Annotated in this window: 30 protein-coding genes and 4 tRNA genes; 26 read left to right on the plus strand and 8 right to left on the minus strand. The window is 75.6% G+C overall.

The window, feature by feature from the left end:
- Positions 1 to 182 precede the first annotated feature (182 nt).
- Positions 183 to 362: a hypothetical protein gene (locus ACI79L_RS22930; protein ID WP_456939011.1), complete on the minus strand. Its 180-nt coding sequence runs from the start codon at positions 360 to 362 to the stop codon at positions 183 to 185.
- A 248-nt stretch (positions 363 to 610) separates the two neighbouring features.
- Here ACI79L_RS22930 and coaE point away from each other — a divergent pair, with 248 nt between their 5' ends.
- Entirely contained in the window at positions 611 to 1,216 is a 606-nt protein-coding gene (coaE, locus tag ACI79L_RS22935; protein WP_456939012.1) for a dephospho-CoA kinase, read from the plus strand.
- 81 nt (positions 1,217 to 1,297) lie between these two features.
- Here coaE and ACI79L_RS22940 read toward each other — a convergent pair.
- The 4 genes from ACI79L_RS22940 to ACI79L_RS22955 all read right to left on the minus strand — a co-directional run bounded on the left by ACI79L_RS22940 (position 1,298) and on the right by ACI79L_RS22955 (position 2,159).
- Positions 1,298 to 1,372 (minus strand) — tRNA-Val (locus ACI79L_RS22940).
- Positions 1,373 to 1,420: 48 nt separating this feature from the next.
- A tRNA-Cys gene (locus tag ACI79L_RS22945) sits at positions 1,421 to 1,491 on the minus strand.
- Between the two features lie 43 nt (positions 1,492 to 1,534).
- A tRNA-Gly gene (locus tag ACI79L_RS22950) sits at positions 1,535 to 1,607 on the minus strand.
- A 102-nt stretch (positions 1,608 to 1,709) separates the two neighbouring features.
- Complete coding sequence (locus tag ACI79L_RS22955; RefSeq protein WP_456939013.1) at positions 1,710 to 2,159, minus strand: SsgA family sporulation/cell division regulator; 450 nt, start codon at positions 2,157 to 2,159, stop codon at positions 1,710 to 1,712.
- A 214-nt stretch (positions 2,160 to 2,373) separates the two neighbouring features.
- Between ACI79L_RS22955 and ACI79L_RS22960 the strand changes: the two genes are divergently transcribed.
- The 4 genes from ACI79L_RS22960 (at position 2,374) to ACI79L_RS22975 (ending at position 4,500) form a co-directional block, all read left to right on the plus strand.
- On the plus strand, positions 2,374 to 3,024 hold the full coding sequence (locus ACI79L_RS22960) for a sigma-70 family RNA polymerase sigma factor (RefSeq protein WP_456939014.1): 651 nt from the start codon (positions 2,374 to 2,376) through the stop codon (positions 3,022 to 3,024).
- A complete protein-coding gene (locus ACI79L_RS22965; RefSeq protein WP_456939015.1) occupies positions 3,021 to 3,914 on the plus strand; it encodes an anti-sigma factor domain-containing protein in 894 nt (297 codons plus the stop codon). The genes ACI79L_RS22960 and ACI79L_RS22965 overlap by 4 nt, the downstream gene beginning before the upstream one ends.
- A 14-nt stretch (positions 3,915 to 3,928) precedes the next feature.
- On the plus strand, positions 3,929 to 4,402 hold the full coding sequence (locus ACI79L_RS22970; protein ID WP_456939016.1) for a TIGR02611 family protein: 474 nt from the start codon (positions 3,929 to 3,931) through the stop codon (positions 4,400 to 4,402).
- A gap of 26 nt (positions 4,403 to 4,428) precedes the next feature.
- Positions 4,429 to 4,500 (plus strand) — tRNA-Val (locus ACI79L_RS22975).
- A 60-nt stretch (positions 4,501 to 4,560) separates the two neighbouring features.
- Here ACI79L_RS22975 and ACI79L_RS22980 read toward each other — a convergent pair.
- Entirely contained in the window at positions 4,561 to 5,106 is a 546-nt protein-coding gene (locus ACI79L_RS22980) for a dihydrofolate reductase family protein (protein ID WP_456939017.1), read from the minus strand.
- Between the two features lie 111 nt (positions 5,107 to 5,217).
- Between ACI79L_RS22980 and ACI79L_RS22985 the strand changes: the two genes are divergently transcribed.
- The 21 genes from ACI79L_RS22985 to ACI79L_RS23085 all read left to right on the plus strand — a co-directional run bounded on the left by ACI79L_RS22985 (position 5,218) and on the right by ACI79L_RS23085 (position 25,270).
- Complete coding sequence (locus ACI79L_RS22985; RefSeq protein ID WP_456939018.1) at positions 5,218 to 5,649, plus strand: hypothetical protein; 432 nt, start codon at positions 5,218 to 5,220, stop codon at positions 5,647 to 5,649.
- 56 nt (positions 5,650 to 5,705) lie between these two features.
- Positions 5,706 to 6,095 (plus strand): HNH endonuclease, encoded by a 390-nt coding sequence (locus tag ACI79L_RS22990; RefSeq protein ID WP_456939019.1) that lies wholly within the window; start codon positions 5,706 to 5,708, stop codon positions 6,093 to 6,095.
- A gap of 10 nt (positions 6,096 to 6,105) precedes the next feature.
- Complete coding sequence (locus tag ACI79L_RS22995) at positions 6,106 to 6,645, plus strand: MOSC N-terminal beta barrel domain-containing protein (protein ID WP_456939020.1); 540 nt, start codon at positions 6,106 to 6,108, stop codon at positions 6,643 to 6,645.
- A gap of 102 nt (positions 6,646 to 6,747) precedes the next feature.
- The gene (gene thrS / locus ACI79L_RS23000) at positions 6,748 to 8,811 is read left to right on the plus strand and encodes a threonine--tRNA ligase (RefSeq protein ID WP_456939021.1); all 2,064 of its coding nucleotides are present in this window, start codon (positions 6,748 to 6,750) and stop codon (positions 8,809 to 8,811) included.
- Positions 8,808 to 9,401 carry an HIT family protein gene (locus ACI79L_RS23005; protein WP_456939022.1) on the plus strand — a complete coding sequence of 198 codons (594 nt, stop codon included), beginning with the start codon at positions 8,808 to 8,810 and terminating at the stop codon, positions 9,399 to 9,401. The genes thrS and ACI79L_RS23005 overlap by 4 nt, the downstream gene beginning before the upstream one ends.
- A gap of 2 nt (positions 9,402 to 9,403) precedes the next feature.
- Positions 9,404 to 10,036 carry a phosphatidylinositol phosphate synthase gene (gene pgsA, locus ACI79L_RS23010; protein WP_456939023.1) on the plus strand — a complete coding sequence of 211 codons (633 nt, stop codon included), beginning with the start codon at positions 9,404 to 9,406 and terminating at the stop codon, positions 10,034 to 10,036.
- Complete coding sequence (locus ACI79L_RS23015; RefSeq protein WP_456939024.1) at positions 10,033 to 10,968, plus strand: phosphatidylinositol mannoside acyltransferase; 936 nt, start codon at positions 10,033 to 10,035, stop codon at positions 10,966 to 10,968. Before pgsA ends, ACI79L_RS23015 begins: the two co-directional genes overlap by 4 nt.
- Positions 10,968 to 12,179, plus strand: a complete 1,212-nt coding sequence (locus ACI79L_RS23020) for a glycosyltransferase family 4 protein (RefSeq protein ID WP_456939025.1) — start codon at positions 10,968 to 10,970, stop codon at positions 12,177 to 12,179. Before ACI79L_RS23015 ends, ACI79L_RS23020 begins: the two co-directional genes overlap by 1 nt.
- A gap of 11 nt (positions 12,180 to 12,190) precedes the next feature.
- A complete protein-coding gene (locus ACI79L_RS23025) occupies positions 12,191 to 12,730 on the plus strand; it encodes a hypothetical protein (protein ID WP_456939026.1) in 540 nt (179 codons plus the stop codon).
- A gap of 66 nt (positions 12,731 to 12,796) precedes the next feature.
- Positions 12,797 to 13,696: a pyridoxal 5'-phosphate synthase lyase subunit PdxS gene (pdxS, locus tag ACI79L_RS23030; protein WP_456939027.1), complete on the plus strand. Its 900-nt coding sequence runs from the start codon at positions 12,797 to 12,799 to the stop codon at positions 13,694 to 13,696.
- Positions 13,693 to 14,361, plus strand: a complete 669-nt coding sequence (gene pdxT / locus ACI79L_RS23035) for a pyridoxal 5'-phosphate synthase glutaminase subunit PdxT (protein WP_456939028.1) — start codon at positions 13,693 to 13,695, stop codon at positions 14,359 to 14,361. Before pdxS ends, pdxT begins: the two co-directional genes overlap by 4 nt.
- Positions 14,358 to 15,110, plus strand: a complete 753-nt coding sequence (locus tag ACI79L_RS23040; protein WP_456939029.1) for a YebC/PmpR family DNA-binding transcriptional regulator — start codon at positions 14,358 to 14,360, stop codon at positions 15,108 to 15,110. The genes pdxT and ACI79L_RS23040 overlap by 4 nt, the downstream gene beginning before the upstream one ends.
- Positions 15,111 to 15,231: 121 nt before the next feature.
- A complete protein-coding gene (locus tag ACI79L_RS23045; RefSeq protein WP_456939030.1) occupies positions 15,232 to 16,128 on the plus strand; it encodes a L,D-transpeptidase family protein in 897 nt (298 codons plus the stop codon).
- A gap of 97 nt (positions 16,129 to 16,225) precedes the next feature.
- Entirely contained in the window at positions 16,226 to 16,792 is a 567-nt protein-coding gene (gene ruvC, locus ACI79L_RS23050; RefSeq protein ID WP_456939031.1) for a crossover junction endodeoxyribonuclease RuvC, read from the plus strand.
- Positions 16,789 to 17,427: a Holliday junction branch migration protein RuvA gene (gene ruvA, locus ACI79L_RS23055; protein ID WP_456939032.1), complete on the plus strand. Its 639-nt coding sequence runs from the start codon at positions 16,789 to 16,791 to the stop codon at positions 17,425 to 17,427. Before ruvC ends, ruvA begins: the two co-directional genes overlap by 4 nt.
- Positions 17,424 to 18,548 (plus strand): Holliday junction branch migration DNA helicase RuvB, encoded by a 1,125-nt coding sequence (ruvB, locus tag ACI79L_RS23060; RefSeq protein ID WP_456939033.1) that lies wholly within the window; start codon positions 17,424 to 17,426, stop codon positions 18,546 to 18,548. Before ruvA ends, ruvB begins: the two co-directional genes overlap by 4 nt.
- A gap of 171 nt (positions 18,549 to 18,719) precedes the next feature.
- On the plus strand, positions 18,720 to 19,085 hold the full coding sequence (locus tag ACI79L_RS23065) for a preprotein translocase subunit YajC (RefSeq protein ID WP_456939034.1): 366 nt from the start codon (positions 18,720 to 18,722) through the stop codon (positions 19,083 to 19,085).
- Positions 19,086 to 19,095: 10 nt separating this feature from the next.
- Positions 19,096 to 20,796 (plus strand): protein translocase subunit SecD, encoded by a 1,701-nt coding sequence (gene secD / locus ACI79L_RS23070; RefSeq protein WP_456939035.1) that lies wholly within the window; start codon positions 19,096 to 19,098, stop codon positions 20,794 to 20,796.
- Positions 20,793 to 22,163, plus strand: a complete 1,371-nt coding sequence (secF, locus tag ACI79L_RS23075) for a protein translocase subunit SecF (RefSeq protein WP_456939036.1) — start codon at positions 20,793 to 20,795, stop codon at positions 22,161 to 22,163. The genes secD and secF overlap by 4 nt, the downstream gene beginning before the upstream one ends.
- A complete protein-coding gene (locus tag ACI79L_RS23080) occupies positions 22,160 to 22,756 on the plus strand; it encodes an adenine phosphoribosyltransferase (protein WP_456939037.1) in 597 nt (198 codons plus the stop codon). Before secF ends, ACI79L_RS23080 begins: the two co-directional genes overlap by 4 nt.
- A 90-nt stretch (positions 22,757 to 22,846) precedes the next feature.
- Positions 22,847 to 25,270, plus strand: coding sequence for a RelA/SpoT family protein (locus ACI79L_RS23085; RefSeq protein ID WP_456939038.1), 2,424 nt, complete (start codon positions 22,847 to 22,849; stop codon positions 25,268 to 25,270).
- On the opposite strand, the gene ACI79L_RS23090 is transcribed toward ACI79L_RS23085, so the two are convergent.
- Positions 25,260 to 25,907, minus strand: a complete 648-nt coding sequence (locus ACI79L_RS23090) for a class I SAM-dependent methyltransferase (RefSeq protein ID WP_456939039.1) — start codon at positions 25,905 to 25,907, stop codon at positions 25,260 to 25,262. The genes ACI79L_RS23085 and ACI79L_RS23090 overlap by 11 nt on opposite strands.
- A 65-nt stretch (positions 25,908 to 25,972) precedes the next feature.
- The coding region (locus ACI79L_RS23095; RefSeq protein WP_456939040.1) for a peptidylprolyl isomerase at positions 25,973 to 26,601 on the minus strand (629 nt) is incomplete at its 5' end.

The raw sequence follows: 26,601 nt of genomic DNA on the forward strand, positions 1-26,601 counted from the left end.
CACCCGTCCGCCGTCGGCGGGTCCGGCCAGCGGGTGGCACGGAGCCGGCGGCGCAGGTCCGCCACCGCGTCCGGCGGCACGTCGACGCTGAAGGGCCTGACGACGTCGTCCGTCCCCGTCCGGGCGGGCACCCGGTCCGATCAGTCCCCGTCCGCCGACGTGCGGCGGACGGGGGCCCTCCCTCAGAGGCTGAGGATGATCGCGAAGGCCGAGCGCGGGCGGCCGCCGGCCGCGGCCAGCGACTGCCAGGTGTGGCGGCCGGCCGGGGCGGCGTCGAGCAGCCAGCGGAGGAACGCCCCGCGGCGCGAGGGCTCGGCCTGCTGCAGCGCCATGCGGGCGCGGACGGCGGGGATGTCGGCCACCCGGATCCCGCCCGCACGCTCCGCCCGGTGGCGGCCCGGGGTGCGGGGACCGGCGGGGACCGTCGCGACGGCGGTACGGGGCTGCGACATCGGGCTGCCTGCCTTCCTCGGCTGCGTCCCCCTCCATGGGGAACCGACGGGGCGGACGTTATGAGGAGTGACGGGTGTGACTGGTGCGACGCGCCGGACACGCGGGACGGGTGTTACCCGTCCGTGACCGCGGTCCGCGCGCTCGTTACCGTCCGTCCGTGCTGCGGATCGGGTTGACCGGCGGGATCGGGTCGGGGAAGAGCACGGTGGCCGCGCTGCTGGCGGCCCGCGGGGCGCTGGTCGTGGACGCCGACCGCATCGCCCGGGAGGTCGTGGAGCCCGGCACGCCGGGGCTGGCCGCCGTCGTCGACGCCTTCGGGCCGGAGGTGCTCACGCCCGAGGGGGCGCTGGACCGCCCGGCGCTGGCCGCGGTCGTCTTCGCCGACCCGCAGGCGCGGGCGCGGCTGGACGGCATCGTGCACCCGCTGGTGCGTGCCCGGGCCCTGGAGGTCGTCCAGGCGGCTGCCGAGGACGCCGTCGTCGTCCAGGACGTCCCGCTGCTGGTGGAGACCGGCCAGGCGGGCGCGTACGACCTCGTGCTGGTCGTCGAGGCCGACCTGGACACCCGCGTCGCCCGACTGGTCCTGCGCGGGCTCACCGCAGACGACGCGCGCGCCCGCATCGCCGCACAGGCCACCGACGAGCAGCGCCGGGCGGTGGCCGACGTCGTCCTCGACAACAGCGGCGCCCCCGAGGCGCTCGCCGCCCAGGTGGAGCGGTTCTGGGAGGAGCGGGTGGCGCCGGCGGTGGGGGAGCGGCGGTGAGCGCCCGCCCCGCGGGCGCGGGGTGACCGGCCCCGGGAACGACGAGAGCCCCGGACCGCTGGGGTCCGGGGCTCCGTGTGCTGGTGGGCGATACTGGGTTCGAACCAGTGACCTCTACCGTGTCAAGGTAGCGCTCTACCACTGAGCCAATCGCCCGAGTCCGGCCTGCCGACCGGCCCGCTCCACGCGTTCGGCGAGGAGCCGAGGTGGAGACGGGATTTGAACCCGTGTAGACGGCTTTGCAGGCCGTTGCCTCGCCTCTCGGCCACTCCACCGCACACACGGGCGCCGGTCTCGCGACCAGCGCCCGAGGTCCCGAGCGGACGACGGGATTCGAACCCGCGACCCTCACCTTGGCAAGGTGATGCTCTACCAACTGAGCCACGTCCGCGTTGCTGTGTTCTGTTGTGTCTCTGTCCTGCGGTGTCGCTGTCGTGCAGGGAGAACCATACCCGACCCCTGGCGGGGGTTTCACGGGGGGTCCCCCCGGAGGTCACCGCGCCCCGGGGTCGGCCCCGCCGCCGGACAGCAGCGCGGCCAGCTCGTCGTCGACGTCGAGCGCCGCCGTCTCCTGCCCGGAGGGGATCAGCTCCTCGGTGCGCTGCAGGAACGCGGCCACCGTGGCGCGGGACAGCTCGAACAGCGCCTCCCCGGACGGGGCGCGCAGGTGCAGGTACAGCACGTCACCGCTGGTGCGGGCCGGCCAGATGCGCACGTCGCCGTCGCCGGCCGGCCGCTCGAGCCCGGCGGCGAGCAGCTCGCGGCCGAGCAGCCAGGTGATGCCGTCGTCGGCGACCTCCCCGCCCTCGCCGAAGCCGATCCGCACCGCGAAGGGGTCGTGCACCGCGTAGGAGAGGGCGGCCGGCACCTCGGTCCACGAGGTTGGTCCGACCAGGTACAGCGTCGTCGGGACGGAGTACCCGGACGGGGAGCGGTGTGCCATGTCGCCTCGATCCATGCAACGTGTAACGACGAGCGGAGTCGGATGTTGCGCCGGCCTGCTGCCGGGCGTGTCGCCACGGCCGGCCGGCCGCGGCGGTCATCTTCCCGACCGGTCCGCGCGGTCCCGCCGGGTTCAGGGGCGGCGACCATCCGGGGATGCCCCTACCCGGCGTGGTGAACCGTGATGCGCGGTGTTGCGAATGCGACGTGTGACCATGGGAACCGTGACGCGTCCGGCACGACGTCCGGAGGGCGACCCCGGTGACCTGGACCTCGTGGCGCGCGTACGGGCCGGCGACCGGGGTGCCGTGGACGACCTCTACGAGCGGTTCCGCCGGCCGGCGTTCGCGCTGGCCAGGCGGGTGCTCGCCGACGACACCCTCGCCGAGGACGTCGTCCAGGACGTGTTCCTCACCGTCTGGCGCGACCCGCACGCCTACGACGGCGCCCGCGGCAGCTTCTCCGCCTGGCTGATGGCGATGGTCCACCACAAGGCCGTCGACGCCGTCCGCCGGGAGGAGTCGCACCGCCGCCGCCGGGCCCGCGCCGAGGACGACCTCGCGCTGAGCGCCCCCACCAGCGCCCGCGACGTCGAGGACGAGGCGTGGGACCGGGTGGTGTCCGAGCGGGTGCGCACCGCGCTCGGGGCGCTGCCCGACGCCCAGCGGGAGGCGCTCACCCTCGCCTACTACGGCGGGTACACGCAGCGGGAGGTCGCGGCCCTGACCCGCGCGCCGCTGGGGACGGTGAAGACCCGCATGCTGGCCGGCATGCGCCGGCTGAAGGAGGAGCTCGGCGGGGTCGCCGGCCCCACCGCCGGTGGCGCGCTCAGCGGTCCCGCCGCGGTCGACGGAGGTGCCCGGTGAGCCCGCGCCCCGACTCCCACGAGCCCTTCGACGAGCTCGCCGTCGGCTGGGCGCTGCACGCGCTCGAGCCCGAGGACGAGGCGCTGTTCGGCGCCCACCTGCCCACCTGCCCGCGGTGCACCCGGACCGTCGCCGAGACCACCGAGGTGATGGCGGCGCTGGCCGCGGACCTGCCGCAGGCCGAGCCGGACGACCGGCTGCGCGAGCGGCTGCGGGCCGCGGTCGAGGAGACCGAGCAGCTCCCGCCGCCGGCCGGCGTCGACCCCGCGGCCCCGGCCGCGGAGCCCGTGCCGCCGCCGGCGCCGGACACCCCCGGCGGGCGCCGCCGCACCGACCGTCCCGTCGCCACCGGCTTCCCCGGCTACGTGCCCGTGCCGGGGGAGCCCGCGCCGGACCCGCGCCCGGTGTGGCGGCGGGTGCTGCCCAACGCCCTCGTCGCCGCGGCCGTCGCCGCGATCCTGGCGCTCGGCACCTGGAACGTCGTGCTGAGCTCCGCCCGGGACGACGCCCGCGCCGCCGCCGCGGAGCAGCAGCAGGTCCTCGAGGCGCTGCTGCAGCCGGGCCGGGCGACCATCGCCCCCGTCCAGGACGGCGACGGCGACCCGGTGGCCACCGTCGTCGCCCGCGACGCGCAGCTGGAGGTCGTCGCGCACGGCCTGCGGGTCAACGACAGCAGCGACAGCGTCTACGTGGTGTGGGGGGTGGTCGACGACGCACCCGTGGCGCTCGGCACCTTCGACGTCGTGTCCCCACAGACCGACCTCCGGACCGTAGGCTCCGCCTCGACCGGTCTCGACGACTACGCGGCGTACGCGATCAGCATCGAGCCCGGGCGGCAGGCTCCGGCGGGACCGTCGGACGTGGTGGCGAACGGGCAGGTGACCAGCTGAGCGGACAGGACACGGTGCCGCCGCCCCCGCGGGAGCGGCGGGCACGGCCGACCGCGGAGCAGCGGCGGGAGCACTTCGACCACGACGGCGTCCACAGCCTGCGCGAGCGGGTCGCGGAGTCCCGGTGGCGCCGGCGCCTGGCCGCCCGCCGCTCGGTCGACCACGCCTACCGGATGGTCGTCGGCATCGTCGGCGGCCTCGTCGTCGCCGTCGGCCTGGTCACCATCCCGCTGCCGGGGCCCGGCTGGCTCACCGTGATCGCCGGCCTGTTCGTGCTCGCCACCGAGTTCACCTGGGCCGAGCGGCTGCTGGAGTTCACCAAGCGGCACGTCAAGGCCTGGACCGACTGGCTGGGCCGCCAGCCGGTGTGGGTGCGCCTGGGCATCGGCGTCCTGACGGCGGCGTTCGTCTACGGCGTCCTGGTCGTCACCCTGCACGTCACCGGCGTTCCGGACTGGGTGCCGGGGTGGGTGCCCCTGTGGCGCTGACCGTCTGGCATCATGGACGGCGCAACGGGCGATTGGCTCAGTGGTAGAGCGCTTCGTTCACACCGAAGAGGTCACTGGTTCGAACCCAGTATCGCCCACCGGCACGAGAGGGCCGGGCTCCCGACGGGGAGCCCGGCCCTCTCGTCGTGAACGGGGGCTCAGGCGGCCGGGCCGTAGGTGAGGTGCGCGACGCCGTTGCTCAGCGCCTCGACGCCGACCAGCGACAGCTTCTGCTTCGTGCCCTCGGGGAACAGGTGGATGCCCTCGCCGACGGCGACCGGGTACACGTACAGGTGCAGCTCGTCGACCAGCCCGTCGGCGACCAGCGCCCGCACCAGGGTGGCGCTGCCGCTGACATAGAGGTCCCGGTCGGCCTTGAGCTCCCGGATCCGGTCGGCGTCGTAGCCGCCGAGGGAGGTGGAGTTCCGCCACACGCCCTCGGCGTCGGCCAGTGTCGAGGAGACGACGTACTTGGTCGTGTCGTTGAAGAACGGCGCGCCGGGGTCGTCCTCGACGGTCCGGGTGGACCACGCCGGCGCGAACATCTCGAAGGTGGTCCGGCCGAGCAGGATGCCCGTCGCCGGCGCGGTGATCGACCCGATGGAGGCCGCCAGGTCGTCGGGGAACCCGTAGTCGACCGTCCACATCGGTGCGTCGACGACCCCGTCGACGGTGGTGAACTCGTGCACCCGGATGACGCCCATGTCTGCTCCTCGGTCGGTCGGCCGGCCCCTGTCGGCCGGTCTCGTCGGGTCAGACACTGGCCGATCCCGTTTCTCATCGGTGGCGGACCCGCCGTGCTGCACGATGCGGGCATGGAGTCGACCCCGCCGGTGCCCGATGCGTACACGCTGCGCGCCGTCGTCGAGCTGGAGGTGGCGCTCGAGGCGGGGACGGCGGTCGACGCCGCGCACGCCGTCGTCGGGGACCTGGCGGTGCGGGCCCTCGGCCCCGGGGTGTTCGGCTGGATCGGGGAGGCGCTGGCCGACGAGGGCCGGGACCCCGAGGACTGGGCGGCGCTGCTCACCGACGACGACCTCGCCGACCGCGTCCTCGCGCACCTGCGGGACCGCGCCGGCGACGACGGCACCGCGGCGGGCGACCTCGTGTGGTCGGCCTCCCCGCCCGGTGCCGGCCCCGGCCAGGAGCGGATCCGGCGGGCGGTCCGCCGCCGCCGGCAGGCCGCCCTGACGGCCGCGCTGCTGCCGCGGCCCCCGCGGGTGGCCGGGCGCGCCCGCCGCGACTGACGACCGGACCCGGCGCACCCGCCGCCCGCGTCCGGATCGGGCGCACCATGGGGGTGATGGCACTGGACAGGGTCGCCCGGCTGGACGCGGCCGTGGAGCGGGACGGCCCCACCTGCATCTGGTGCGGCCGCGGGCTCACGGGGCACGTCACCCCGACCACCGAGCACGTCGTGCCGCGGGTCAAGGGCGGCCCGTCGTGGCTGGAGAACGAGGTGGCCGCCTGCCGGCGGTGCAACGGCCAGCGCGGGCACACCGCGCCGGTCGAGTGGCTGGAGGAGTGCCTGCGCCGCGGCTGGCCCGCCGACGAGGAGCGGCTGGCCCGCGTCCTGACCGGGCTGGCCGAGGCGATCGCCGTCCGCGGAGGGCAGCGCCGGGCCCGGCCGTACCTGGAGTCCCAGCTGCGCCGGCTGCGCCGCCGCGGTGTCGTCGTCGCCCGGTCCGCCTAGCCTGGCCCGCGTGAGCGCGGGGACGGTCGTCGGCATCTCGGTCTACCCCGTCCGCGGCTGCGCCGGGACGCCCCTGCGGTCCGCCGACGTCGGCCCCGCCGGGCTGGCCGGGGACCGCGAGACCGCCGTCGTCGACGCCGACGGCCGGGTGCTGCGCGGCAGGGACGCCCCGGCGCTCGCCGGCGTCGTCCCCACCGGCCACCCCGACCTCGACGCCGCCGCCGTCGCCGCGGCGCTGGGCCGGCCGGTGCGGCTCGAGCCGCTGACCGGACGCCCCGAGGGCGCCGCGGCGGTGCACCTGGTCTCCCGGCAGGCGCTGGACCGGGCGGCGGCCGGCGTCGTCCCGGCCGGCTGCGGCACCGAGGACCCGCGGGCCAACCTGCTCCTCGACCTGCCCGCCGACGACGAGCGGACCTGGGTGGGCCGCCGGCTGCGGCTGGGCTCGGCCGTGCTGCAGGTCACGCGGCTGCCGAAGCACTGCCTGGGCGTCTACGCCGAGGTGACCGAGCCGGGGACGGTCACGGTCGGCGACGAGGTCCTCCCCACGTAGTCGGGTCCCCGGGGCCGGTGCGGACGCTCGTTAGGCTGGCCGGTGCGCGTCCGCCTCCGGCCGGGCGCCGTCCGAGCACCTCGCGACCCCCCAGGAGCCCCCGTGTCCGCCGCGCCCACCCCTGCCGCAACCGCCCCGATCCGGGTGCCGGCCGGGACGACGGCCGAGCAGGCGCTCAAGGGGGCCGGGGTCGCGCTCAAGGGCCCCGACGGCGCCGTCGTCGTCCGCGACCTCGCCACCGGCGACCTGCGCGACCTCGCCTGGGCCCCCGACGCCGACGCCGAGGTCGAGCCCGTCCCCGCCGCCAGCCCCGACGGCCGCGCGGTCATCCGGCACTCGACCGCACACGTGCTCGCCCAGGCCGTGCAGGACCTGTTCCCCGGCACCCGGCTGGGCATCGGCCCCCCGGTGGAGAACGGCTTCTACTACGACTTCGACCCGGAGAAGCCGTTCACCCCCGAGGACCTGCAGGCGCTGGAGAAGCGCATGCAGCAGATCGTCAAGGCCGGGCAGCGGTTCTCCCGCCGGGAGATCAGCGACGACGACGCCCGCGCCGAGCTCGCGCACGAGCCGTACAAGCTCGAGCTGATCGGCCTCAAGGGCGGCGAGGCCGCGTCCTCCGATGACGGCGCCTCCGTCGAGGTCGGCGGCGCGCAGCTGACCATGTACGACAACCTCGACCCGCGCACCGGCGAGCGCGTGTGGACCGACCTGTGCCGCGGCCCGCACCTGCCGCGCACCTCGACCATCCCGGCGTTCAGCCTCACCCGGTCGGCGGCGGCCTACTGGCGCGGGAGCGAGAAGAACCCGCAGCTGCAGCGGGTCTACGGCACCGCGTGGGAGAGCCGCGAGGCGCACAAGGCCTACCTGGAGCAGGTCGCCGAGGCCGAGCGCCGCGACCACCGCCGGCTGGGCGCCGAGCTGGACCTGTTCAGCTTCCCCGACGAGATCGGGTCGGGCCTGGCGGTGTTCCACCCCAAGGGCGGCGTCGTCCGGCGGGAGCTGGAGGCCTACAGCCGGCAGCGGCACGAGGAGGGCGGCTACTCCTTCGTCAACACCCCGCACATCACCAAGGGCCGGCTGTTCGAGATCTCCGGCCACCTCGACTGGTACGCCGAGGGCATGTACCCGCCCATGCAGCTCGACGAGGAGCGCGACGCCGAGGGCACCGTCCGCCGGCAGGGGCAGGACTACTACCTCAAGCCGATGAACTGCCCGATGCACAACCTGGTGTTCGGGTCTCGCGGCCGCTCCTACCGGGAGCTGCCGCTGCGGCTGTTCGAGTTCGGCACCGTCTACCGGTACGAGAAGTCCGGCGTCATCCACGGGCTCACCCGCGCCCGCGGCTTCACCCAGGACGACGCGCACATCTACTGCACCCCCGAGCAGATGGCCGGGGAGCTGCGCGGGCTGCTCGACTTCGTGCTCGGCCTGCTCGCCGACTACGGCCTCTCCGACTTCTACCTGGAGCTGTCCACCCGCAACCCGGACAAGTCCGTCGGGTCGGACGAGAGCTGGGAGGTCGCCACCGAGGCGCTGCGGCAGGCGGCGCTGGACTCCGGCCTCGAGCTCGTCCCCGACCCGGGCGGCGCGGCGTTCTACGGCCCGAAGATCTCCGTGCAGGCCCGCGACGCCATCGGCCGCAGCTGGCAGATGTCGACCATCCAGGTGGACTTCAACCTGCCCGAGCGGTTCGGCCTGGAGTACACCGCCGCCGACGGCTCCCGCCAGCGGCCGGTCATGCTGCACCGGGCGCTGTTCGGCTCGATCGAGCGCTTCTTCGCCGTCCTCACCGAGCACTACGCCGGCGCGTTCCCGGCGTGGCTGGCGCCGGTGCAGGTGGTCGGCATCCCGGTCACCGACGACCAGGTCGGCTACCTGGACGACGTCGCGCTCAAGCTGCGCGCCCGCGGCATCCGGGTCGAGGTCGACGACTCCGACGACCGGATGCAGAAGAAGATCCGCAACGCCAGCAAGCAGAAGGTGCCCTTCGTGCTCATCGCCGGGGCCACCGACGCCGAGGCCGGCGCGGTCTCCTTCCGCTACCGCGACGGCAGCCAGCGCAACGGCGTGCCCGTCGACGAGGCCGTCGACGCCGTCGCCGCCTGGGTCGCCGCGCGGCACAACGCCGACCCGACGGCGGACGCCCCCCTGGAGTCGCGGTGACCGTGGGGCCCGACGGCTTCACGGTCCCCGTCTCCGCCGACGACGGCGGGCCGGCCGCCGTCTTCGAGCACCTGTGGACGCCCTACCGGATGGCCTACATCCGGGGCTCGGGCAAGCCCACCGGCGAGCACGACTGCCCGTTCTGCCTCATCCCGTCCATGCCGGACGAGCAGGGGCTGGTCGTGGCGCGCGGCGCGACCGTCTTCGCGGTGCTGAACCTCTACCCCTACAACGCCGGGCACCTCATGGTGGTCCCGTACCGGCACGTGCCCGACTACACCGACCTGAGCGACGCCGAGGTCGCCGAGCTGGGCGCGTTCACGCAGACGGCGATGCGGGTGGTGCGGCAGGTGACCGGAGCACACGGTTTCAACATCGGGATGAACCAGGGATCGGTGGCGGGGGCCGGCATCGCCGACCACCTGCACCAGCACGCGGTGCCGCGCTGGGGCGGCGACACGAACTTCATGCCGGTCATCGGCCTCACCCGGGTGCTGCCGCAGGTGCTGGCCGAGACCCGCAGGCTGCTGGCCGCGGCCTGGCCGGGCGCGGCGTCGCCGGCACCGCCGACCGCGCCGACGGGGGACTGACCGTGCTGGGGTCGGGTGCCCGTGCGGCCGTCGGCCGGTTCTGGGCACCGGTGGTCACCCGGCTGGCGCGGGCCGGGGTGACGCCGGACGCGATCACGGTCACCGGGACCGTCGGCGCGATCGCCGCGGCGGTCACGCTCATCGCCACCGGGCACCTGTTCTGGGGCGCGTTCGCCGTCACGCTGTTCGTGCTGCTCGACATGCTCGACGGCGCGCTCGCGCGGGCCCGCGGCGGCGGGTCGGCGTTCGGCGCGGTGCTGGACTCGACCTGCGACCGCGCCGTCGACGCCGCGGTCTTCGGGGCGCTGGTGTGGTGGTACACCGGCGCGGGCGACGACCGGCTGCTCGCGCTGCTGGCCATGGTGGGGCTCGTCCTCGGCGTGCTGACCAGCTACATCAAGGCGCGGGCCGAGGGTGTCGGCATCCCCTGCGACGTCGGCCTGGTCGAGCGCACCGAGCGGCTGATCCTGGTGCTCACCGGCACCGGCCTCACCGGCCTGGGCCTCCCGTACGCCGTCGACGTGGGGCTGTGGCTGCTGGTGGTGGGCGGCGCGGTGACCGTCGCCCAGCGGGTGGCCGCCGTCCACCGCGGCGCCCGCGGGAAGTCCCTGACGCCGACGGCGCCGGCCCCGTGAGCGGCCTCCGGGCGCGGGCGGCCGCGCGGGCCACCGACCTCGGCTACGCCGCGGGCTGGCAGGCGGTGCAGTGGCTGCCCGAGCCGGTGGCCCGCGGCGCGTTCGACGCGGTCGCCCGCTTCGCCGCCGGCCGCGAGGGCCGGGGCACCCGCCAGCTGCGGGCCAACCTGCGCGTGGCCACCGGCGGCAAGCTCGCCGAGGACGAGCTCGACGCGCTCACCGCCCGCGCGCTGCGCTCCTACGCCCGGTACTGGCAGGAGGCCTTCCGGCTGCCCCGCCTGGGCACCGCGCGGGTGCTGCGCGACACCGTCGTCCCCGGGATCGACCACCTCGCCCGCGCCCGCGCGCAGGGCCGGCCGATGATCCTGGCGCTGCCGCACAGCGGCAACTGGGACGCCGCCGGGGTGTGGTTCCTCGACTGGCTCGGCGAACCGTTCATGACCGTCGCCGAGCGGCTGCGGCCGGAGTCGCTGTACGAGCGGTTCCTCGCCTACCGGGAGACCCTCGGCATGCGGGTGGTGCCGCTGACCGGCGGGGAGCGGCCGAGCTCGGCGGTGCTGCGGGAGTGGCTGGAGGCCGGGCGCTCGGTGTGCCTGCTCGTCGACCGGGACCTCGGCTCCGGCGGCGTGCCGGTCGAGTTCTTCGGCCGGCCGTCCACCATGCCCGGCGGCCCCGCGCTGCTGGCGGCGCAGACCGGCGCCTCGCTGCACCCGGTCACCTGCCGGTTCAGCGAGCGCGGCTGGGTGCTGCAGGTCGGCGAGGAGGTGCCGCTGGACGGCGGGACCCGGCTGCGGGACCGGGTGGCGACGGCGATGCAGGGCGTGGCCGACGCGTTCACCGCCGACATCGCGCGGCAGCCGGAGGACTGGCACGTGCTCGGGCGCATCTGGGCCGACGTGCCGCCCGACCCGCCGGCGGAGGAGCGTCGCTGATGCGGATCGGCCTGGTCTGCCCCTACCAGTGGGACGTCCCCGGGGGCGTCCAGTACCACGTGCGCGACCTGGCCGAGACGCTGCGCGGGCTCGGCCACCACGTCGAGGTGCTCACCCCGGCCGAGCACGAGGAGTCGCTCACCGACCCCTGGCTCACCTGGGCCGGGCGCACCGTGCCGATCCCGTACAACGGCTCGATGGCCAGCGTGCAGTTCGGGCCGGTGTCCGCCGCGCGGGTGCGCCGCTGGCTGCGCGAGGGGCACTTCGACGTCGTCCACGTGCACGACCCGGCGCCGCCCTCGATCGGCCTGCTGGTCTGCATGATCGCCACGGGCCCGATCGTGGCCACCTTCCACGCCGCGACCGTGCGGTCGAAGTGGCTGGCCGCCTGGGGGCCGGTGGTGCGCCCGTGGCTGGAGAAGATCACCGGCCGGATCGCCGTGTCCGACTTCGCCCGCCGCGTGCAGGTCGAGCACCTCGGCGGCGACGCGGTGATCATCCCCAACGGCGTGCACGTGGGGTTCTTCGCCGAGGGCCCGACCCTGCCCGGGGCCGCGCGCGGCGTCGACGGGCCGACGGTCGGGTTCCTCGGCCGCTACGACGAGCCGCGCAAGGGCCTGCCGGTGCTGCTGGAGGCGATGCGGACCGTCGTCCGGGAGCGCCCCGGCGCCCGGCTGCTGGTGGCCGGCCGCGGCGACCCCGACGCCCTGCGCGAGGCGGTGGGGGAGGACCTGCGCGCGCACGTCGCGCTGCTCGGCGAGCTCCCCGAGGCCGACAAGGCCGCCTTCCTGCGCTCGGTGGACGTCTACTGCGCGCCCAACCTGCTCGGCGAGTCCTTCGGCGTGGTGCTCATCGAGGCCATGGCCGCCGGCGCGCCGATCGTGGCCAGCGACCTCGACGCGTTCGCGCGGGTGCTCGAGGACGGCGCGGCCGGGGTGCTGGTGCGCCGCGGGGACAGCGCGGCTCTGGCGCGGGCGCTGTCGGACCTGCTCGCCGACCCCGCCCGCCGGGCGGCGCTGTCGGCGACCGGCAGCGGGGTGGCCGCGGGCTACGACTGGCAGGTGGTCGCCCGCCGGGTGCTCGCCGTCTACGAGACCGTCGTGCTCCCCGGCGCAGGGGAGGTCACGGCCGGCGACGACGAGGCGTGGCCGGAGGTGACGGCCACCACCGACGGGGTGTTGCCCTCCCTGCTGAGGCGCGTCCGCCGCTAGCGTGGGCCGGTGTGACGCCCGGCGCCTGGTTGCTCGTCGCCGCGGTCGTCGTCGTCCTCGTGCTGGCGTGGACCGCCTGGACGCTCACCCGGCTGCGGCGGCTGGAGGCCCGGGTCGCCCGCGCGCGGACGGTGCTCGAGGACCGGCTCCGCTCCCGCGCGGCGCTGGCCGAGGACCTGGCCACCGGGTACAGCGCCGCGCTCGGTGAGGACCGCGCGACCCGGCTGAAGGCCGCCGCCTACGAGGCGCGGCGGACCCCGGCCGGCGACCGGGAGCTGGCCGAGAACGCCCTGGGCCGGGAGCTGCGCGCGCTGCCGGCGGAGCTGCCGGGGGTCCCCGTGGAGCTGCTCGCCCGGCTGGCCGAGGCGGAGGCCCGGATGGGCCTGGCCCGGCGCTTCTACAACGACGCCGTCCGGGACACCGCGCTGCTGCGCCAGCGGCGGCTGCCCCGGCTGCTGCGGCTGCACGCCGACCGGCCGCTGCCGCGGTTCTTCGACGTCGAGGACGGCCTGGACGCCGTCCCCACGGGCGCCGGCACACCGCGCGGCTGAACCCGCCTACGCTGGGCCGGGTCGCGCGGTCGTGCGGCCTGCCCGCCGCACCACCCAGGAGCAGCCGTGTCCGACCCAGCCCTCCCCGTCACCGGAACCTCCCGCGTCAAGCGCGGCCTCGCCGAGCAGCTCAAGGGCGGCGTCATCATGGACGTCGTCACGCCCGAGCAGGCGAGGATCGCGGAGGACGCCGGCGCGGTCGCCGTCATGGCGCTCGAGCGGGTGCCCGCCGACATCCGCGCCCAGGGCGGCATCGCGCGGATGAGCGACCCCGACATGATCGACGGGATCGTCTCCGCCGTCTCCATCCCCGTGATGGCCAAGGCCCGCATCGGGCACTTCGTCGAGGCGCAGGTGCTGCAGAGCCTCGGCGTCGACTACGTCGACGAGTCCGAGGTGCTCACCCCGGCCGACGAGGCGCACCACATCGACAAGCACGCGTTCACCGTGCCGTTCGTCTGCGGCGCCACCGACCTGGGCGAGGCGCTGCGGCGGATCGCCGAGGGCGCGGCCATGATCCGGTCGAAGGGCGAGGCCGGCACGGGCAACGTCGTCGAGGCGACGCGGCACGTGCGGGCGATCCGGGCCGGCATCCGGCGGCTGGGCACCCTCGACGAGACCGAGCTGTTCGTCGCCGCCAAGGAACTGCGCGCGCCGCACGACCTGGTGGCCGAGGTGGCCCGCACCGGGAAGCTGCCGGTCGTGCTGTTCACCGCCGGCGGCATCGCCACCCCGGCCGACGCGGCGATGATGATGCAACTGGGCGCCGAGGGCGTGTTCGTCGGCTCGGGCGTCTTCAAGTCCGGCGACCCGGCCCGGCGCGCCGCCGCGATCGTCCAGGCGACGACGTTCCACGACGACCCCGACGTGATCGCCAAGGTCTCCCGCGGGCTGGGCGAGGCCATGGTCGGGATCGACGTGGACACGCTGCCCGACTCGCAGCGGTTCGCCGCGCGCGGCTGGTGAGCGCGCCCCGGATCGGGGTGCTCGCGCTGCAGGGCGACGTCCGCGAGCACCTCGCGGTCCTGACCGGGCTCGGCGCGGACGCGGTGCCGGTGCGGCGCCCCGCCGAGCTGGCCGCCGTCGACGGGCTGGTCCTGCCCGGCGGCGAGTCGACCACGATGGCGAACCTCGCCGTCCGCACCGGGCTGCTCGAGCCGCTGCGCGCCGCCGTCCGCGGCGGGCTGCCGGTGTACGGCACCTGCGCCGGGCTGGTGCTGCTGGCCGACCGGCTCCTCGACGCCCCGCCCGGCCAGCAGACGATCGGCGGCCTCGACGTCACCGTGCGGCGCAACGCCTTCGGCCGGCAGGCCGACTCCTTCGAGTCCCGCGTCGCGGTGGAGGGCGTGCCCGGCGGCCCGCTGTCGGCCGTGTTCATCCGCGCGCCGTGGGTCGAGGAGGCCGGGCCGGGGGTGCAGGTCCTCGGGCGGGTCGAGGGCGGAGCGGCCGACGGTAGGATCGTCGCGGTGCGCCAGGGCGCCGTCGTGGCCACCAGCTTCCACCCCGAGCTGACCGGGGACACCCGGGTCCACGCGTTGTTCGTGGAGATCGTGCGGCGCGCGGCCGGCGGGGCGGTCGCAGTCCCCAGCGGCGCCGGTGCCGGCGCCCCCGACCTCGGAGGAGCACAGTGAGCGGCCATTCCAAGTGGGCGACCACGAAGCACAAGAAGGCCGCCATCGACGCCAAGCGCGGCAAGCTGTTCGCCAAGCTGATCAAGAACATCGAGGTCGCGGCGCGCACCGGCGGCGGTGACCCCGCGGGCAACCCGACGCTCTACGACGCCATCCAGAAGGCGAAGAAGTCCTCGGTCCCCAACGACAACATCGACCGCGCGGTCAAGCGCGGCTCGGGCGCCGAGGCCGGCGGCGTCGAGTACCAGTCGATCACCTACGAGGGCTACGCCTCCGGCGGCGTCGCGGTGCTCATCGAGTGCCTCACCGACAACCGCAACCGGTCCGCCTCCGAGGTGCGCACCGCGATGACCCGCAACGGCGGCTCGATGGCCGACCCCGGCTCGGTGTCCTACCTGTTCACCCGCAAGGGCGTCGTCGTCGTCCCGAAGGCCGACGGCGTCGACGAGGACACCGTGCTCATGGCGGTCCTCGACGCCGGCGCCGAGGAGGTCCGCGACCTCGGCGACACCTTCGAGGTCGTCTCCGAGCCCGGTGACCTGGTCGCCGTCCGCACCGCGCTGCAGGACGCCGGCATCGACTACGACTCCGCCGAGGCCGGGTTCGTGCCCAGCGTCACCGTCGAGCTCGACGAGGAGGGCGCCGGCAAGGTGTTCCGCCTCATCGACGCGCTCGAGGACCTCGACGACGTGCAGAACGTCTACGCCAACTACGACGTCTCCGACGAGGTGCTCGAGAAGGTCGGCTGAGGCGCCACCGGCGCCCCACGCGTCCCGGACACCCCAGCGGTGGCGGCCCGATCCGGACCGCCGGCCCCAGCATGGGGCGACGCGCCGCCTCCCGCGGCGCCCGGTGGACGCGGGTGGGCAGGTGGCGGCAGGCAGCGCGCGGGTCGTCCGCGCCGGCGTGGTCCTGCTGCTGGCCGCTGGCGTGCTCGGCGTCGTCGCGCCGCCCACCCCCGGTGCCGCGGCGACGGTCCGCCCGCCGGCGGTCCAGGCCGCACCGGCCGACGGTGACCCGGTGGGCCGCCGCGCCCCGGTGGGGCTGGTGCCCCGGGTGAGCGCCGCACCGGTGCCCGCGGCGCCGGCCGCCGGGCCCAGCGCGGAGCCGCCGCCGTCCGAGGCGCCGGAGGCCGCGGTGGCCGCTGTCGCCGAGCCCGCGCCGGAGCCCGCGCCCGCCGCCCTGCCGCTGGACGTCGACGCCGGCGGGTCGGCCCAGGTCGTCACCGTCGTCGCCGCCTCCTCCGGCGCGACCACCGCCCAGCTCACCGCGTGGGAGCTCGGGCCCGGCGGCTGGACGGCGGTGCTCGGCCCGTGGCCGGCCCGGGTCGGCGCGTCCGGCGTCGGCGCCGCGCGCGAGGGCAGCACCCGCACCCCGGCCGGCACCTTCCCGCTGACCGAGGCGTTCGGCCGCGCCGCGGACCCGGGCACCGGCCTGGCCTACCGGCAGGTGGACGAGCAGGACTGGTGGGTCTCCGACGTCGCCAGCCCGCTGTACAACCGGCACGCCCGGTGCGCCCCCGGCACCTGCCCGTTCGACGAGGCGGCGGGGGAGAACCTGCTCGCGGCGGGCGCCGTCTACGACCACGCCGCGGTCATCGGCTACAACCCCGCGGGGACGCCGGGCGCGGGGTCGGCGTTCTTCCTGCACGTCAGCAACGGCGCCCCGACCGCGGGCTGCGTGGCGATCGAGCGCGGGCGGCTGCAGGAGCTGCTGCGGTGGCTGGACCCGGCCGCGGCGCCGCTGGTGGCGATCGGCGTCGGCTGACGACCCGCGCACCGCGCCGCGTGTTGCGCGACGGCGCCGTCGTCGGGGACGGTTACGGTTGCGGTCGAACACGCGTTCGGTGAGAGGGGGAGCGGGCATGCGGGTGCTCGGCATCGACCCGGGGCTGACCCGGTGCGGCTGGGGTGTGGTCGACGGCCGTCCCGGCGCGCGCCCGGTCGCCGTGGGCGTCGGCGTGATCCGCAGCTCCGCGGACCTGGACCTGGAGCTGCGGCTGCTGGAGCTGCACACCCAGGTCACCGCGCTGCTGCGCGAGCACCGGCCCGACGTCGTGGCCATCGAGCGGGTGTTCACCCAGAACAACAAGGGCACCGCCACCGGCACCGCGCAGGCGGCCGGGGTCGCGGCGCTGGCCGCGGCCCAGGCCGACCGGCCGGTCGCCTGGCACACGCCCAGCGAGGTCAAGGCGGCCATCTCCGGCAACGGCCGCGCGGACAAGGAGCAGGTCACCCTCATGGTCACCCGGGTGCTGGGGCTGGCGTCGGCTCCCAAGCCGGCCGATGCCGCCGACGCCCTGGCGCTGGCGGTCTGCCACGTGTGGCGCGGCCCGGCCCAGGACCGGCTGCGGGTCGCGGCGATCGCCGGCGGCATCGGCGCGCCGGTGGTGCAGCGGACGCTGCCGCGCTGGCAGGGGGTGTCCCGGTGATCGCCTCCGTGAGCGGCCGGGTCGCCGCGGTCGGTCCCGAGGGCGCGGTCGTCGAGGTCGGCGGCATCGGCCTGGCCGTGCAGTGCACGCCCGGGACCATCGCCCGGCTCACCGTCGGGGAGGACGCCCGCCTGGCGACCAGCCTGGTCGTGCGCGAGGACTCCCTCACCCTCTACGGCTTCGCCGACGACGACGAGCGGCAGCTGTTCGAGCTGCTGCAGACCGCCAACGGCGTCGGCCCGCGGCTGGCACAGGCGGTGCTGGCCATCCACCCGCCGCGCGAGGTCCGCCGCGCGGTGTCCATGGCCGACGTCAAGGCGCTCACCCAGGTGCCCGGCATCGGCAAGAAGGGCGCCGAGCGGCTGATCCTCGAGCTGCGCGACCGGCTGGGCCCGACCAGCACCGACACGCAGCTGGACGGGCCCGCCCCGGCCGGCCTCGCGCCGGTCACCCCGGTGGCGCCCTGGCGCGACCAGCTGTCCTCGGCGCTGGTCGGGCTCGGCTGGTCCACCAAGGAGGCCGACACCGCCCTCACCGCCCTCGCGCCGGTCGCCGACGAGCAGCTCACCGGCACCGGCCGGGTCGACGTCGCGCTGCTGCTGCGCCAGGCGCTGCAGCTGCTGGGCCGGTCGTGAGCGCCCCGTTCGACCGGTCGCTGACCGGCGAGGTGGAGCCCGGCGTCAGCCGCGACTTCGCCGTCTCCCCGCAGGCCGGGGACGAGGAGCGGGTCGTCGAGTCCGCGCTGCGGCCGCACTCGCTGCACGACTTCATCGGCCAGCCCAAGGTCGCCCGCCAGCTCGCCCTGGTCCTCGAGGGCGCCAAGCGCCGGGGCCGGCCGCCGGACCACGTGCTGCTGTCCGGCCCGCCCGGACTCGGCAAGACCAGCCTCGCGCTGATCATCGGCTCGGAGCTCGGCACCTCGGTGAAGATCACCAGCGGCCCGGCGATCGAGCGCTCCGGCGACCTCGCCGCGATGCTGTCCAACCTCGGCCCCGGCGACGTGCTGTTCATCGACGAGATCCACCGCATCGCGCGGCCCGCCGAGGAACTGCTGTACATGGCGATGGAGGACTTCCGGGTCGACGTCGTCGTCGGCAAGGGGCCCGGCGCCACCGCGATCCCGCTGGAGATCAACCCGTTCACCCTGGTCGGCGCCACCACCCGCGCGGGGCTGCTGACCGGGCCGCTGCGCGACCGGTTCGGCTTCGTCGGGCAGATGGAGTTCTACGAGCCGGCCGAGCTGCAGCAGGTGCTCGCCCGCAGCGCCGCGCTGCTCGGCGTCGAGCTCACCGACGACGGCTCGGCCGAGATCGCCGGCCGCTCCCGCGGGACGCCGCGCATCGCCAACCGGCTGCTGCGCCGGGTGCGCGACTACGCCGAGGTCGAGGCCGACGGACGGGTCACCCGCGCCGTCGCGCAGGCCGCGCTGGCGCTCTACGACGTCGACGACCTGGGGCTGGACCGGCTGGACCGGGCGGTGCTCGAGGCGCTCGTCGTGCGCTTCTCCGGCGGCCCGGTCGGCGTGTCCACGCTGGCGGTCGCGGTGGGGGAGGAGCCGACCACCGTCGAGGAGGTGTGCGAGCCGTTCCTGGTCCGCGCCGGCCTGCTCGCCCGCACCCCCCGCGGGCGGGTGGCCACCGAGGCGGCCTGGCGGCACCTCGGCCACCCGGTGCCGCGCGGCGGCATCCCCCTCGGGGGTGTCACAGCCGTCCCGCGTGACCCGGGCGCGTCGTCGGAACCCCTGTTCGACGCCTAGACTCATCGGCGCTGGCGCGCAACTCGGCCCTCCCCGGGCCGACCGGTCCCGGCCGTGCGATCCCGTGTCGGCGCGGACGGTGCCCTGCGCGCCACGACCGACGTACCCGAGCGGTCCCGACCCGGGCCGCACCGACCGCGCGCAGCCGCGCGGTAGAGAGGCACTCCCGTCGTGGAACTGTTCCCCCTGCTCCTGCTCGTGCTGGCGTTCGTGGCGCTGGTCGTGCTCCCCGCGCGGGCCCGCAAGCGCCAGCAGAACCAGACGCAGTCGGCGCTGGCGATCGGCGTGCCGGTCACCATGGCCGGCGGCGTGTACGGCACGGTGGCCGGTCTCGACGACCCGGCCACCATCCAGGTCCAGATCGCCCCGGGCGTCGTCGTGACCTACGCCCGGCAGGCGGTCCTCCAGGTCCGCCCGGTGGCCGGCGAGGTGCCCGGCCCGGTGGCGACCGGGGAGACCGTGGTCGAGCCCGCCCCGGACGAGACCACGCCCCGGGACGACCGGCCGGGCGACGGCCCCACCGGCAAGACCCTCTGACGGAGGACCCGTGGCCAACCGCGCCCTGCCGGCGCGCCGCTACTTCGGCGCGCTGGTCCTGATCGTGGCCGTCATGTACGGCCTGATCTTCCTCACCGGCTCCGACCGCACCCCCCAGCTCGGCCTGGACCTGCGCGGCGGGACCACGGTCACGCTGACCGCGCGCACGCCCGACGGGCAGGCGCCGGCGCCCGAGGACCTCGAGCTCGCCCGCCAGATCATCGAGCAGCGGGTCAACGGCCTCGGCGTCGCCGAGGCCGAGGTGGTGACCGAGGGCGACGCGAACATCGTCATCTCGGTGCCCGGCGACGACGGCGAGCAGGCCCGCGAGCTGGGCCAGACCGCCCAGCTGCGGTTCCGCCCGGTGGTGACCGGCCCCGAGGCGGCCGCCCCCGCCGAGAGCACCGACTCCGCCACGCCGACCGACTCCGCCACGCCCACCGACTCCGCCACGCCCACCGACGGCGCGACGCCGACGGACAGCGCGGCCCCCACGGACAGCGCGGCGCCGACCGACGCGGCCACCCCGACCGACGCCGCGACGGACTCCGCCACCCCGAGCGACGGCGCGGTGAGCGACCCCGCGCTCGACCAGGACCGCCCGGCGGTGACCCAGGAGGAGGCCGCGGCGCGGTACGCGACGCTGACCTGCGCCCCCGAGGACACCACCAGCGAGGTCGCCCGCCCGGACGACTACGTCGCGGCCTGCAGCGAGGACGGCACCCAGAAGTACCTGCTCGGTCCCACGGTCATCGAGGGCACCGAGATCGCCGACGCCAGCGCCGGCACGCAGCAGACCACCGGCGAGTGGGTCGTGCTGCTGGACTTCAACTCCGAGGGCCGTGCCACCTGGGCCGAGTACACCGCCGCCAACGTCGGCACCAACGTCGCCTTCACCCTCGACGGCCGGGTCGTGTCCGCGCCGACCATCCAGGGCGCGATCAACGGCCAGACGACGATCACCGGCTCGTTCGACCAGCAGAGCGCCGAGGAGCTGGCCAACCAGCTGCGCTACGGCGCGCTGCCGCTGACCTTCACCCAGGCCACCGCCCAGTCGATCTCCACCGAGCTCGGCGCCGAGCAGCTGCAGGCGGGCCTGATCGCCGGCGCCATCGGCATCGCGCTGGTCTTCGTCTACGCGCTGGTCTACTACCGACTGCTCGGCCTGGTGATGATCGCCAGCCTCGTCCTGTCGGCGGTCGTCGTCTACGCGAGCCTGGTGCTGCTCGGCCGCGAGATCGGCTTCACGCTGAGCCTCGCCGGCATCGCCGGGTTCATCGTGGCCATCGGCATCACCGCCGACTCGTTCGTCGTCTACTTCGAACGGCTCAAGGACGAGATCCGCGAGGGCCGGACGCTGCGCTCGGCGGTGCCGCGCGCCTGGGTCCGCGCCCGCCGCACGATCCTCTCGGCCGACGCGGTCAGCTTCCTCGCCGCGGCGATCCTCTACTGGCTGGCCATCGGCGACGTGAAGGGCTTCGCGTTCACCCTCGGCCTGTCCACGGTCCTGGACCTGGTCGTCGTCTTCCTCTTCACCCACCCGCTGATGGCCGTGCTCGCCCGGTTCCGGTCGTTCGGGTCGAGCCGGTTCTCCGGCCTCGGCCAGGTCGACCGGTCGCTGCGCTCGGCGGCCCCGTCCGTCCGCGCCGAGCGCGAGCTGGTCGGCGCCGCGGCGGGCACCCGTGCGTCGCAGGACAGGAGCAGGGCATGAGCCGCGAGCAGGACACCCCGGTGCCGGTGGGCACCGAGGCCGACGAGGCCCGCGCGGCCGACGCGTCGGCCGCCGAGGACGCCGCCGCGGCGGCCGACGACGCCGCGCTCGCCGACGCCGGCCTGCCCGCGGAGGGCAGCACGACCCGCCGTCCCGAACACCGGGCCTCCCTGGCGCACCGGCTCTACAACGGCGAGGCCGGCCTCGACGTCGTGGGCCGCAGCCGGCTGATCTACAAGGTCACCGCGGTGATCGTGCTGGTCTGCATCGCCTCGATGGTGTTCCGCGGCTTCAACTTCGGCATCGACTTCGCCGGTGGCAACAGCTTCCGGGTGCCGGGCGGCACCGAGCAGCTGGAGCAGGTGCGCGAGGCCGCCACCGACGCCGGCGCCGACGTCGCCTCGGCGCAGGTGGTCGGCGGCGACGAGATCCTGCTGCGCACCGGCGCGCTGGACAACGACGGCGAGCGGGCGGTCGTCGAGGCGGTGGCCGGCGCCGCCGGCGTGGACGCGGGCGCCGTCAGCCCCGAGTCGGTGAGCGCCGAGTGGGGGCAGGACATCACCGACCAGGCGCTCATCGCGCTCGCGGTGTTCCTCGCCGCGGTCATCGCGTTCCTGGCCGTCCGGTTCCAGCCGAAGATGGCCGTCGGCGCCATCGCCGCGCTGCTGCACGACCTCGTGGTCACCGCCGGCGTCTACTCGCTGATCGGCTTCGAGGTCACGCCGTCGACGATCATCGGCCTGCTGACCATCCTCGGGTTCTCCCTCTACGACACCGTCGTCGTCTTCGACAAGGTCGACGAGAACACCCGCGGCCTGGCGCAGACCGCGCGCATGACCTGGGGCGAGGCGGCCAACCTCGCGGTCAACCAGACCCTCATGCGCTCGATCAACACCTCGGTGATCGCGCTGCTGCCGGTGGCCGGGCTGCTGTTCGTCGGCGCGGGCCTGCTCGGCGTCGGCACGCTCAAGGACCTCGCGCTGGTGCTGTTCGTCGGTCTCGCCGCGGGCGCCTACTCGTCGATCTTCCTGGCCACGCCGATCGTCGCCGACCTCAAGGAGCGCGAGCCCGAGGTCGTCGCGCTGCGCAAGCGGGTGCTCGCCCGCCGGTCGGCCGTCGCCCGCCAGGGCGCCCGCGCCTCGGCCGGGCCGGTCGCCAGCGCCCGCCGGGCCCGCGGCGGCGCCGCCCGCGGCGGGGTGGCCCTCGCCGAGCGGGACGCCGGGTCGCTGGGCCCGGCGGAGGCCGACGTCGTCGTCGAGTCGCCGGCCTCGGTCGGTCCCGACGCCGGCCGGCCGCGCGGCGCCACCGCGGCGCCGCGCCCGGGCGTCCGGCCGCAGCGGCCGGGCGGGGCGAAGAAGCGCCGGTGAGCACCGCCGAGGCGCTGCCGCCCCTCGACGAGCTCATCGCCTCCCTGGCCGTCGACGTCCCGGACTTCCCCGAGCCGGGGGTCGTGTTCCGCGACCTCACGCCGGTCTTCGCCGACGGCCCGGCCTTCCGCCGCATGGTGGAGGGCCTGGCCGAGCCGGTGCTCGCGGACCCGCGCGCGGCGGCGGTCGCGCACACCGACGACGGCCGCCCCGGCGACCCGGGCTTCGACGTCGTCGTCGGCGTCGAGGCCCGCGGGTTCCTGCTGGCCGCGGCGGTCGCGCTGCACGCCGGCGTCGGCGTCGTGCCGGTGCGCAAGGCCGGCAAGCTGCCCCGGGAGCGGATCGCCGCGGACTACGTGCTCGAGTACGGCACCGCGACCGTCGAGATGCACACCGACTCGCTGCACCCCGGGCAGCGGGTGCTGCTGGTCGACGACGTGCTCGCCACCGGCGGCACGCTGGCGGCCTCCGTCGCGCTGGTCGAGGAGCTCGGCGGCGTGGTGACGGCGGTGTCGGTGGTCGTCGAGCTCGCCGCCCTGGGCGGCCGGGAGCGGCTCGCCCCGCACGCCGTGCACACCCTCTGGACCACCTGAGGAGGAGCCCCGGCCCGGCGCGGCCGCGCCCCTGGCGCCCGCGGCTAGCATGGTGCTGGTCGTTCCTCCTCTGCTCCCGCAGGAGTCGCCGTGGCACCCGACGCGCCCGCCACCCGCGTGGCTGGCGCGCGGCCCGAGGAGGACCCCGCCCCGCCGCAGGACGAGCGCGCCCCGCTGCCGTCCCGGCCGCTGGTCCGCCGTCCCGACGACGTGGGCAGCGAGCCGCCGGAGGAGGGCGCCCCCGCCCGCCCCCGCCGGGTGCGCGACCGGCTGGCCCGCCGCATCGTCGCGGGCCAGCGCAGCGAGGTCCGCCCGGTGCTCGAGCCGCTGGCCGCGCTGCACCGGCAGAGCCACCCCAAGGCCGACCTCGGGCTGCTGCAGCGGGCCTACGACGTCGCCGAGGCCGCCCACGCCACCCAGAGGCGCAAGAGCGGCGACCCCTACATCACCCACCCGCTGGCCGTGGCCACCGTGCTCGCCGGGCTCGGGATGGACACCACGACGCTGGTCGCCGCGCTGCTGCACGACACCGTCGAGGACACCGGCAAGACCCTCGAGGCGATCAGCGCGGACTTCGGCCCCGAGGTCGCCCACCTCGTCGACGGCGTCACCAAGATCGACAAGGTGAAGCTGGGCGACGCCGCCCAGGCCGAGACGATCCGCAAGATGATCGTCGCGATGGCCCGCGATCCGCGGGTGCTGGTCATCAAGCTCGCCGACCGGCTGCACAACATGCGCACGCTGCGCTTCCTCCCGCCGGAGAAGCAGGAGAAGAAGGCGCGCGAGACGCTGGAGATCCTCGCCCCGCTGGCCCACCGGCTGGGCATGAACACCATCAAGTGGGAGCTCGAGGACCTCGCGTTCGCCACGCTCTACCCCAAGCGCTACGACGAGATCGTCCGGCTGGTGGCCGAGCGGGCGCCGTCGCGCGACACCTACCTGGCCGAGGTGACCGCGGCGGTCACCGAGCAGCTCAAGGCCGCCGGCATCCAGGCCGTCGTCACCGGCCGGCCCAAGCACTACTACTCGATCTACCAGAAGATGATCGTCCGCGGCCGGGACTTCACCGACATCTGGGACCTGGTCGGCATCCGGATCCTGGTCGACACCGTCCGCGACTGCTACGCGGCGCTGGGCATCATGCACGCGCACTGGCAGCCGGTGCCCGGGCGCTTCAAGGACTTCGTCGCGATGCCGAAGTTCAACATGTACCAGTCGCTGCACACGACGGTGATCGGGCCGCAGGGCAAGCCGGTCGAGCTGCAGATCCGCACGCACGACATGCACCGCACCGCCGAGTACGGCATCGCCGCGCACTGGAAGTACAAGGAGAAGGCGCGGCAGGGCGGCAAGCCCGGTCCCGGCGAGTTCGGCGCCTCGAAGGTCGGCACGCCCGACGACATGCTCTGGCTGCGCCAGCTGCTGGACTGGCAGCGCGAGGCCCAGGAGCCCGGCGAGTTCCTCGAGACCCTGCGCTACGACCTCGGTCCGCAGGAGGTCTTCGTCTTCACGCCCAAGGGCGACGTGATGAGCCTGCCCGGCGGGTCGACGCCGGTGGACTTCGCCTACGCGGTGCACACCGAGGTCGGCCACCGCTGCATCGGCGCCCGGGTCAACGGCACGCTGGTCAGCCTGGACAGCAAGCTGTCCAACGGGGACGTCGTCGAGATCTTCACCTCCCGCTCGCCCACGGCCGGCCCCTCGAAGGACTGGCTGTCCTTCGTCGGCTCCTCCCGCGCGCGGACCAAGATCCGCCAGTGGTTCACCAAGGAGCGCCGCGACGACGCGGTCGAGGCCGGCAAGGAGGCCCTGACCCGGGCCATGCGCAAGGCCGGCCTGCCGCTGCAGCGGCTGCTCGGCGGCGAGGCGCTGGTCACGCTGGCCAAGGACCTCCGCTACGCCGACGTCACCGCGCTGTACGCGGCGGTGGGGGAGAACCAGATCTCCGCGGCGTCGGTGGTCGACAAGCTGATCACCGCCCTCGGCGGCGCCGAGGGTGCGGTCGAGGACATCGCCGAGACCGCGATCCCCACCCGGCGGCCGCTGCACCGGCGCCCGGCCAGCGGCGACCCCGGGATCGTCGTCCACGGGATGAGCGACGTCTGGGCCAAGCTCGCCAAGTGCTGCACCCCGGTGCCCGGCGACGACGTGCTCGGTTTCGTCACCCGCGGCGGCGGGGTGAGCGTGCACCGCACCGACTGCACCAACGCCGCGGACCTGCGGCGCAAGAGCGAGCGGCTGGTCGAGGTCGAGTGGGCCAGCCAGCCCGGGTCGGTGTTCCTGGTCTCGATCCAGGTGGAGGCGCTGGACCGGCACCGGCTGCTGTCCGACGTCACCAAGGCGCTGGCCGACGAGCGGGTCAACATCCTCTCGGCGTCGGTGCAGACCAGCCGGGACCGGGTGGCGGTCAGCCGGTTCACCTTCGAGCTGGCCGATCCCGCGCACCTGGGCGCGGTGCTGCAGACGGTGCGCAACGTCGAGGGCGTCTTCGACGTCGAGCGCGTCACCGCCTGAGGGCCACCACCGCGTACAGCGGGTCCCCGGCGCCGGGCCGGGTGCGCAGCGACACCTCCGGCCCGGTGAACAGCCCGGTGCGCCGGACCAGCTCGGCGACCAGCGCGCCGTGCTGCTCGTCGGTGGTGGCCAGCCAGCCGTGCACGGCCTTGGTGGGGAAGCAGCGGTTGGAGAAGGTGACCACCAGCGGCCCGCCCGCGCGCAGCACCCGCCCGGCCTCGGCGAGCACCTCGATCGGCCGGGTCAGGTAGTCGATCGACACGCAGCACACCACGGCGTCGACGTCGGCGTCCGGCAGCGGCAGCCGCGGGTCGGCGTTGAGGTCCTGCACGACCCGCTCGGTGGCCGCGGGGTTGGCGGCGAGCTCGCGGGCGTTCATGCCGAGCACCACCAGCTCCGCCGGCGGGGTGCGGAAGTGCGAGACCCACGAGGACATGAGGTCCAGCACCCGGCGGGGGACCGGCGCCGCGCCGTCGATGCCGAGCTCGGCGTAGAGGTCGCCGACCGCGGCGACCGCGGCGGCGTCGACGTGGGTGACCAGCCGCGGCGGGCCGTAGAACTCCGCGTCGGGCCGCTCGTCGTCGCGCGCGAAGAACCCGGGCGGGAATTCCGCGTAGGCATCGGGTCGGGCGGTCACCGCCACGAGTCTGCCGCGGCCTCCCTGCAGGGGCGCGCCGCGAGCGGTGGGGGCAGGGAGGTCCTTCAGCCGGCGGGCGCCATCGAGGTGACCGTCACCGGGACGGTCGGGGCGCCGCCGCCGGGGGAGGGGTCCAGCGAGCCGTCGTTGCCGTTGGCCGCGACGACGTCGAGGACGGCCAGGCCGCCGTCGTCGACCCTGCCGACGACGGTGTAGTCCGGCGGCAGCGAGCTGTCGCCCCACACGAGGAAGAACTGGCTGCCGTCGAGGCCCTGCCCGCTGTTGGCCATCGCGACCGTGCCGCGGGGGTAGGTCTCGTCGCCGTCGACGTCGGTGGGGAAGGCGTAGGTGGGCCCGCCGGCGCCGGTGCCGGTCGGGTCACCGCACTGCAGCACCTGCAGGCCCTCGCTGTCGACCTCGCGGTGGCAGGAGGAGCCGTCGAAGAAGCCCCGCGCGGCCAGGTGGAGCATGCTCGCCGCCGCGCACGGGGCGCCGGCCCGGTCGAGGGTGAGCACGAGCTCGCCCAGGCTGGTCGTCATCCGCAGCGCCGCGGTGCCCTCGGCGGGCACCTCGTCGTCGGGCGGGGCGACGTCCACGGCGTAGGGGTTGCCGGACCGGGCGGCCACCCACTCGCAGGCGACGGTCGCGGCGCCCGCAGCGCCGCCGGCGGCGTCGCCGGTCCCGTCAGGGACCG

Source organism: Geodermatophilus sp. SYSU D00684 (assembly GCF_054050455.1).

Coding starts and splice junctions, on each gene's coding strand:
- ACI79L_RS22955 (WP_456939013.1), bottom strand. CDS start 2,159: ATGGCACACCGCTCCCCGTCCGGGTACTCCGTCCCGACGACGCTGTAC.
- ACI79L_RS22960 (WP_456939014.1), top strand. CDS start 2,374: ATGGGAACCGTGACGCGTCCGGCACGACGTCCGGAGGGCGACCCCGGT.
- ACI79L_RS22980 (WP_456939017.1), bottom strand. CDS start 5,106: ATGGGCGTCATCCGGGTGCACGAGTTCACCACCGTCGACGGGGTCGTC.
- ACI79L_RS22985 (WP_456939018.1), top strand. CDS start 5,218: ATGGAGTCGACCCCGCCGGTGCCCGATGCGTACACGCTGCGCGCCGTC.
- ACI79L_RS22990 (WP_456939019.1), top strand. CDS start 5,706: ATGGCACTGGACAGGGTCGCCCGGCTGGACGCGGCCGTGGAGCGGGAC.
- ACI79L_RS23020 (WP_456939025.1), top strand. CDS start 10,968: ATGCGGATCGGCCTGGTCTGCCCCTACCAGTGGGACGTCCCCGGGGGC.
- ruvC (WP_456939031.1), top strand. CDS start 16,226: ATGCGGGTGCTCGGCATCGACCCGGGGCTGACCCGGTGCGGCTGGGGT.
- secF (WP_456939036.1), top strand. CDS start 20,793: ATGAGCCGCGAGCAGGACACCCCGGTGCCGGTGGGCACCGAGGCCGAC.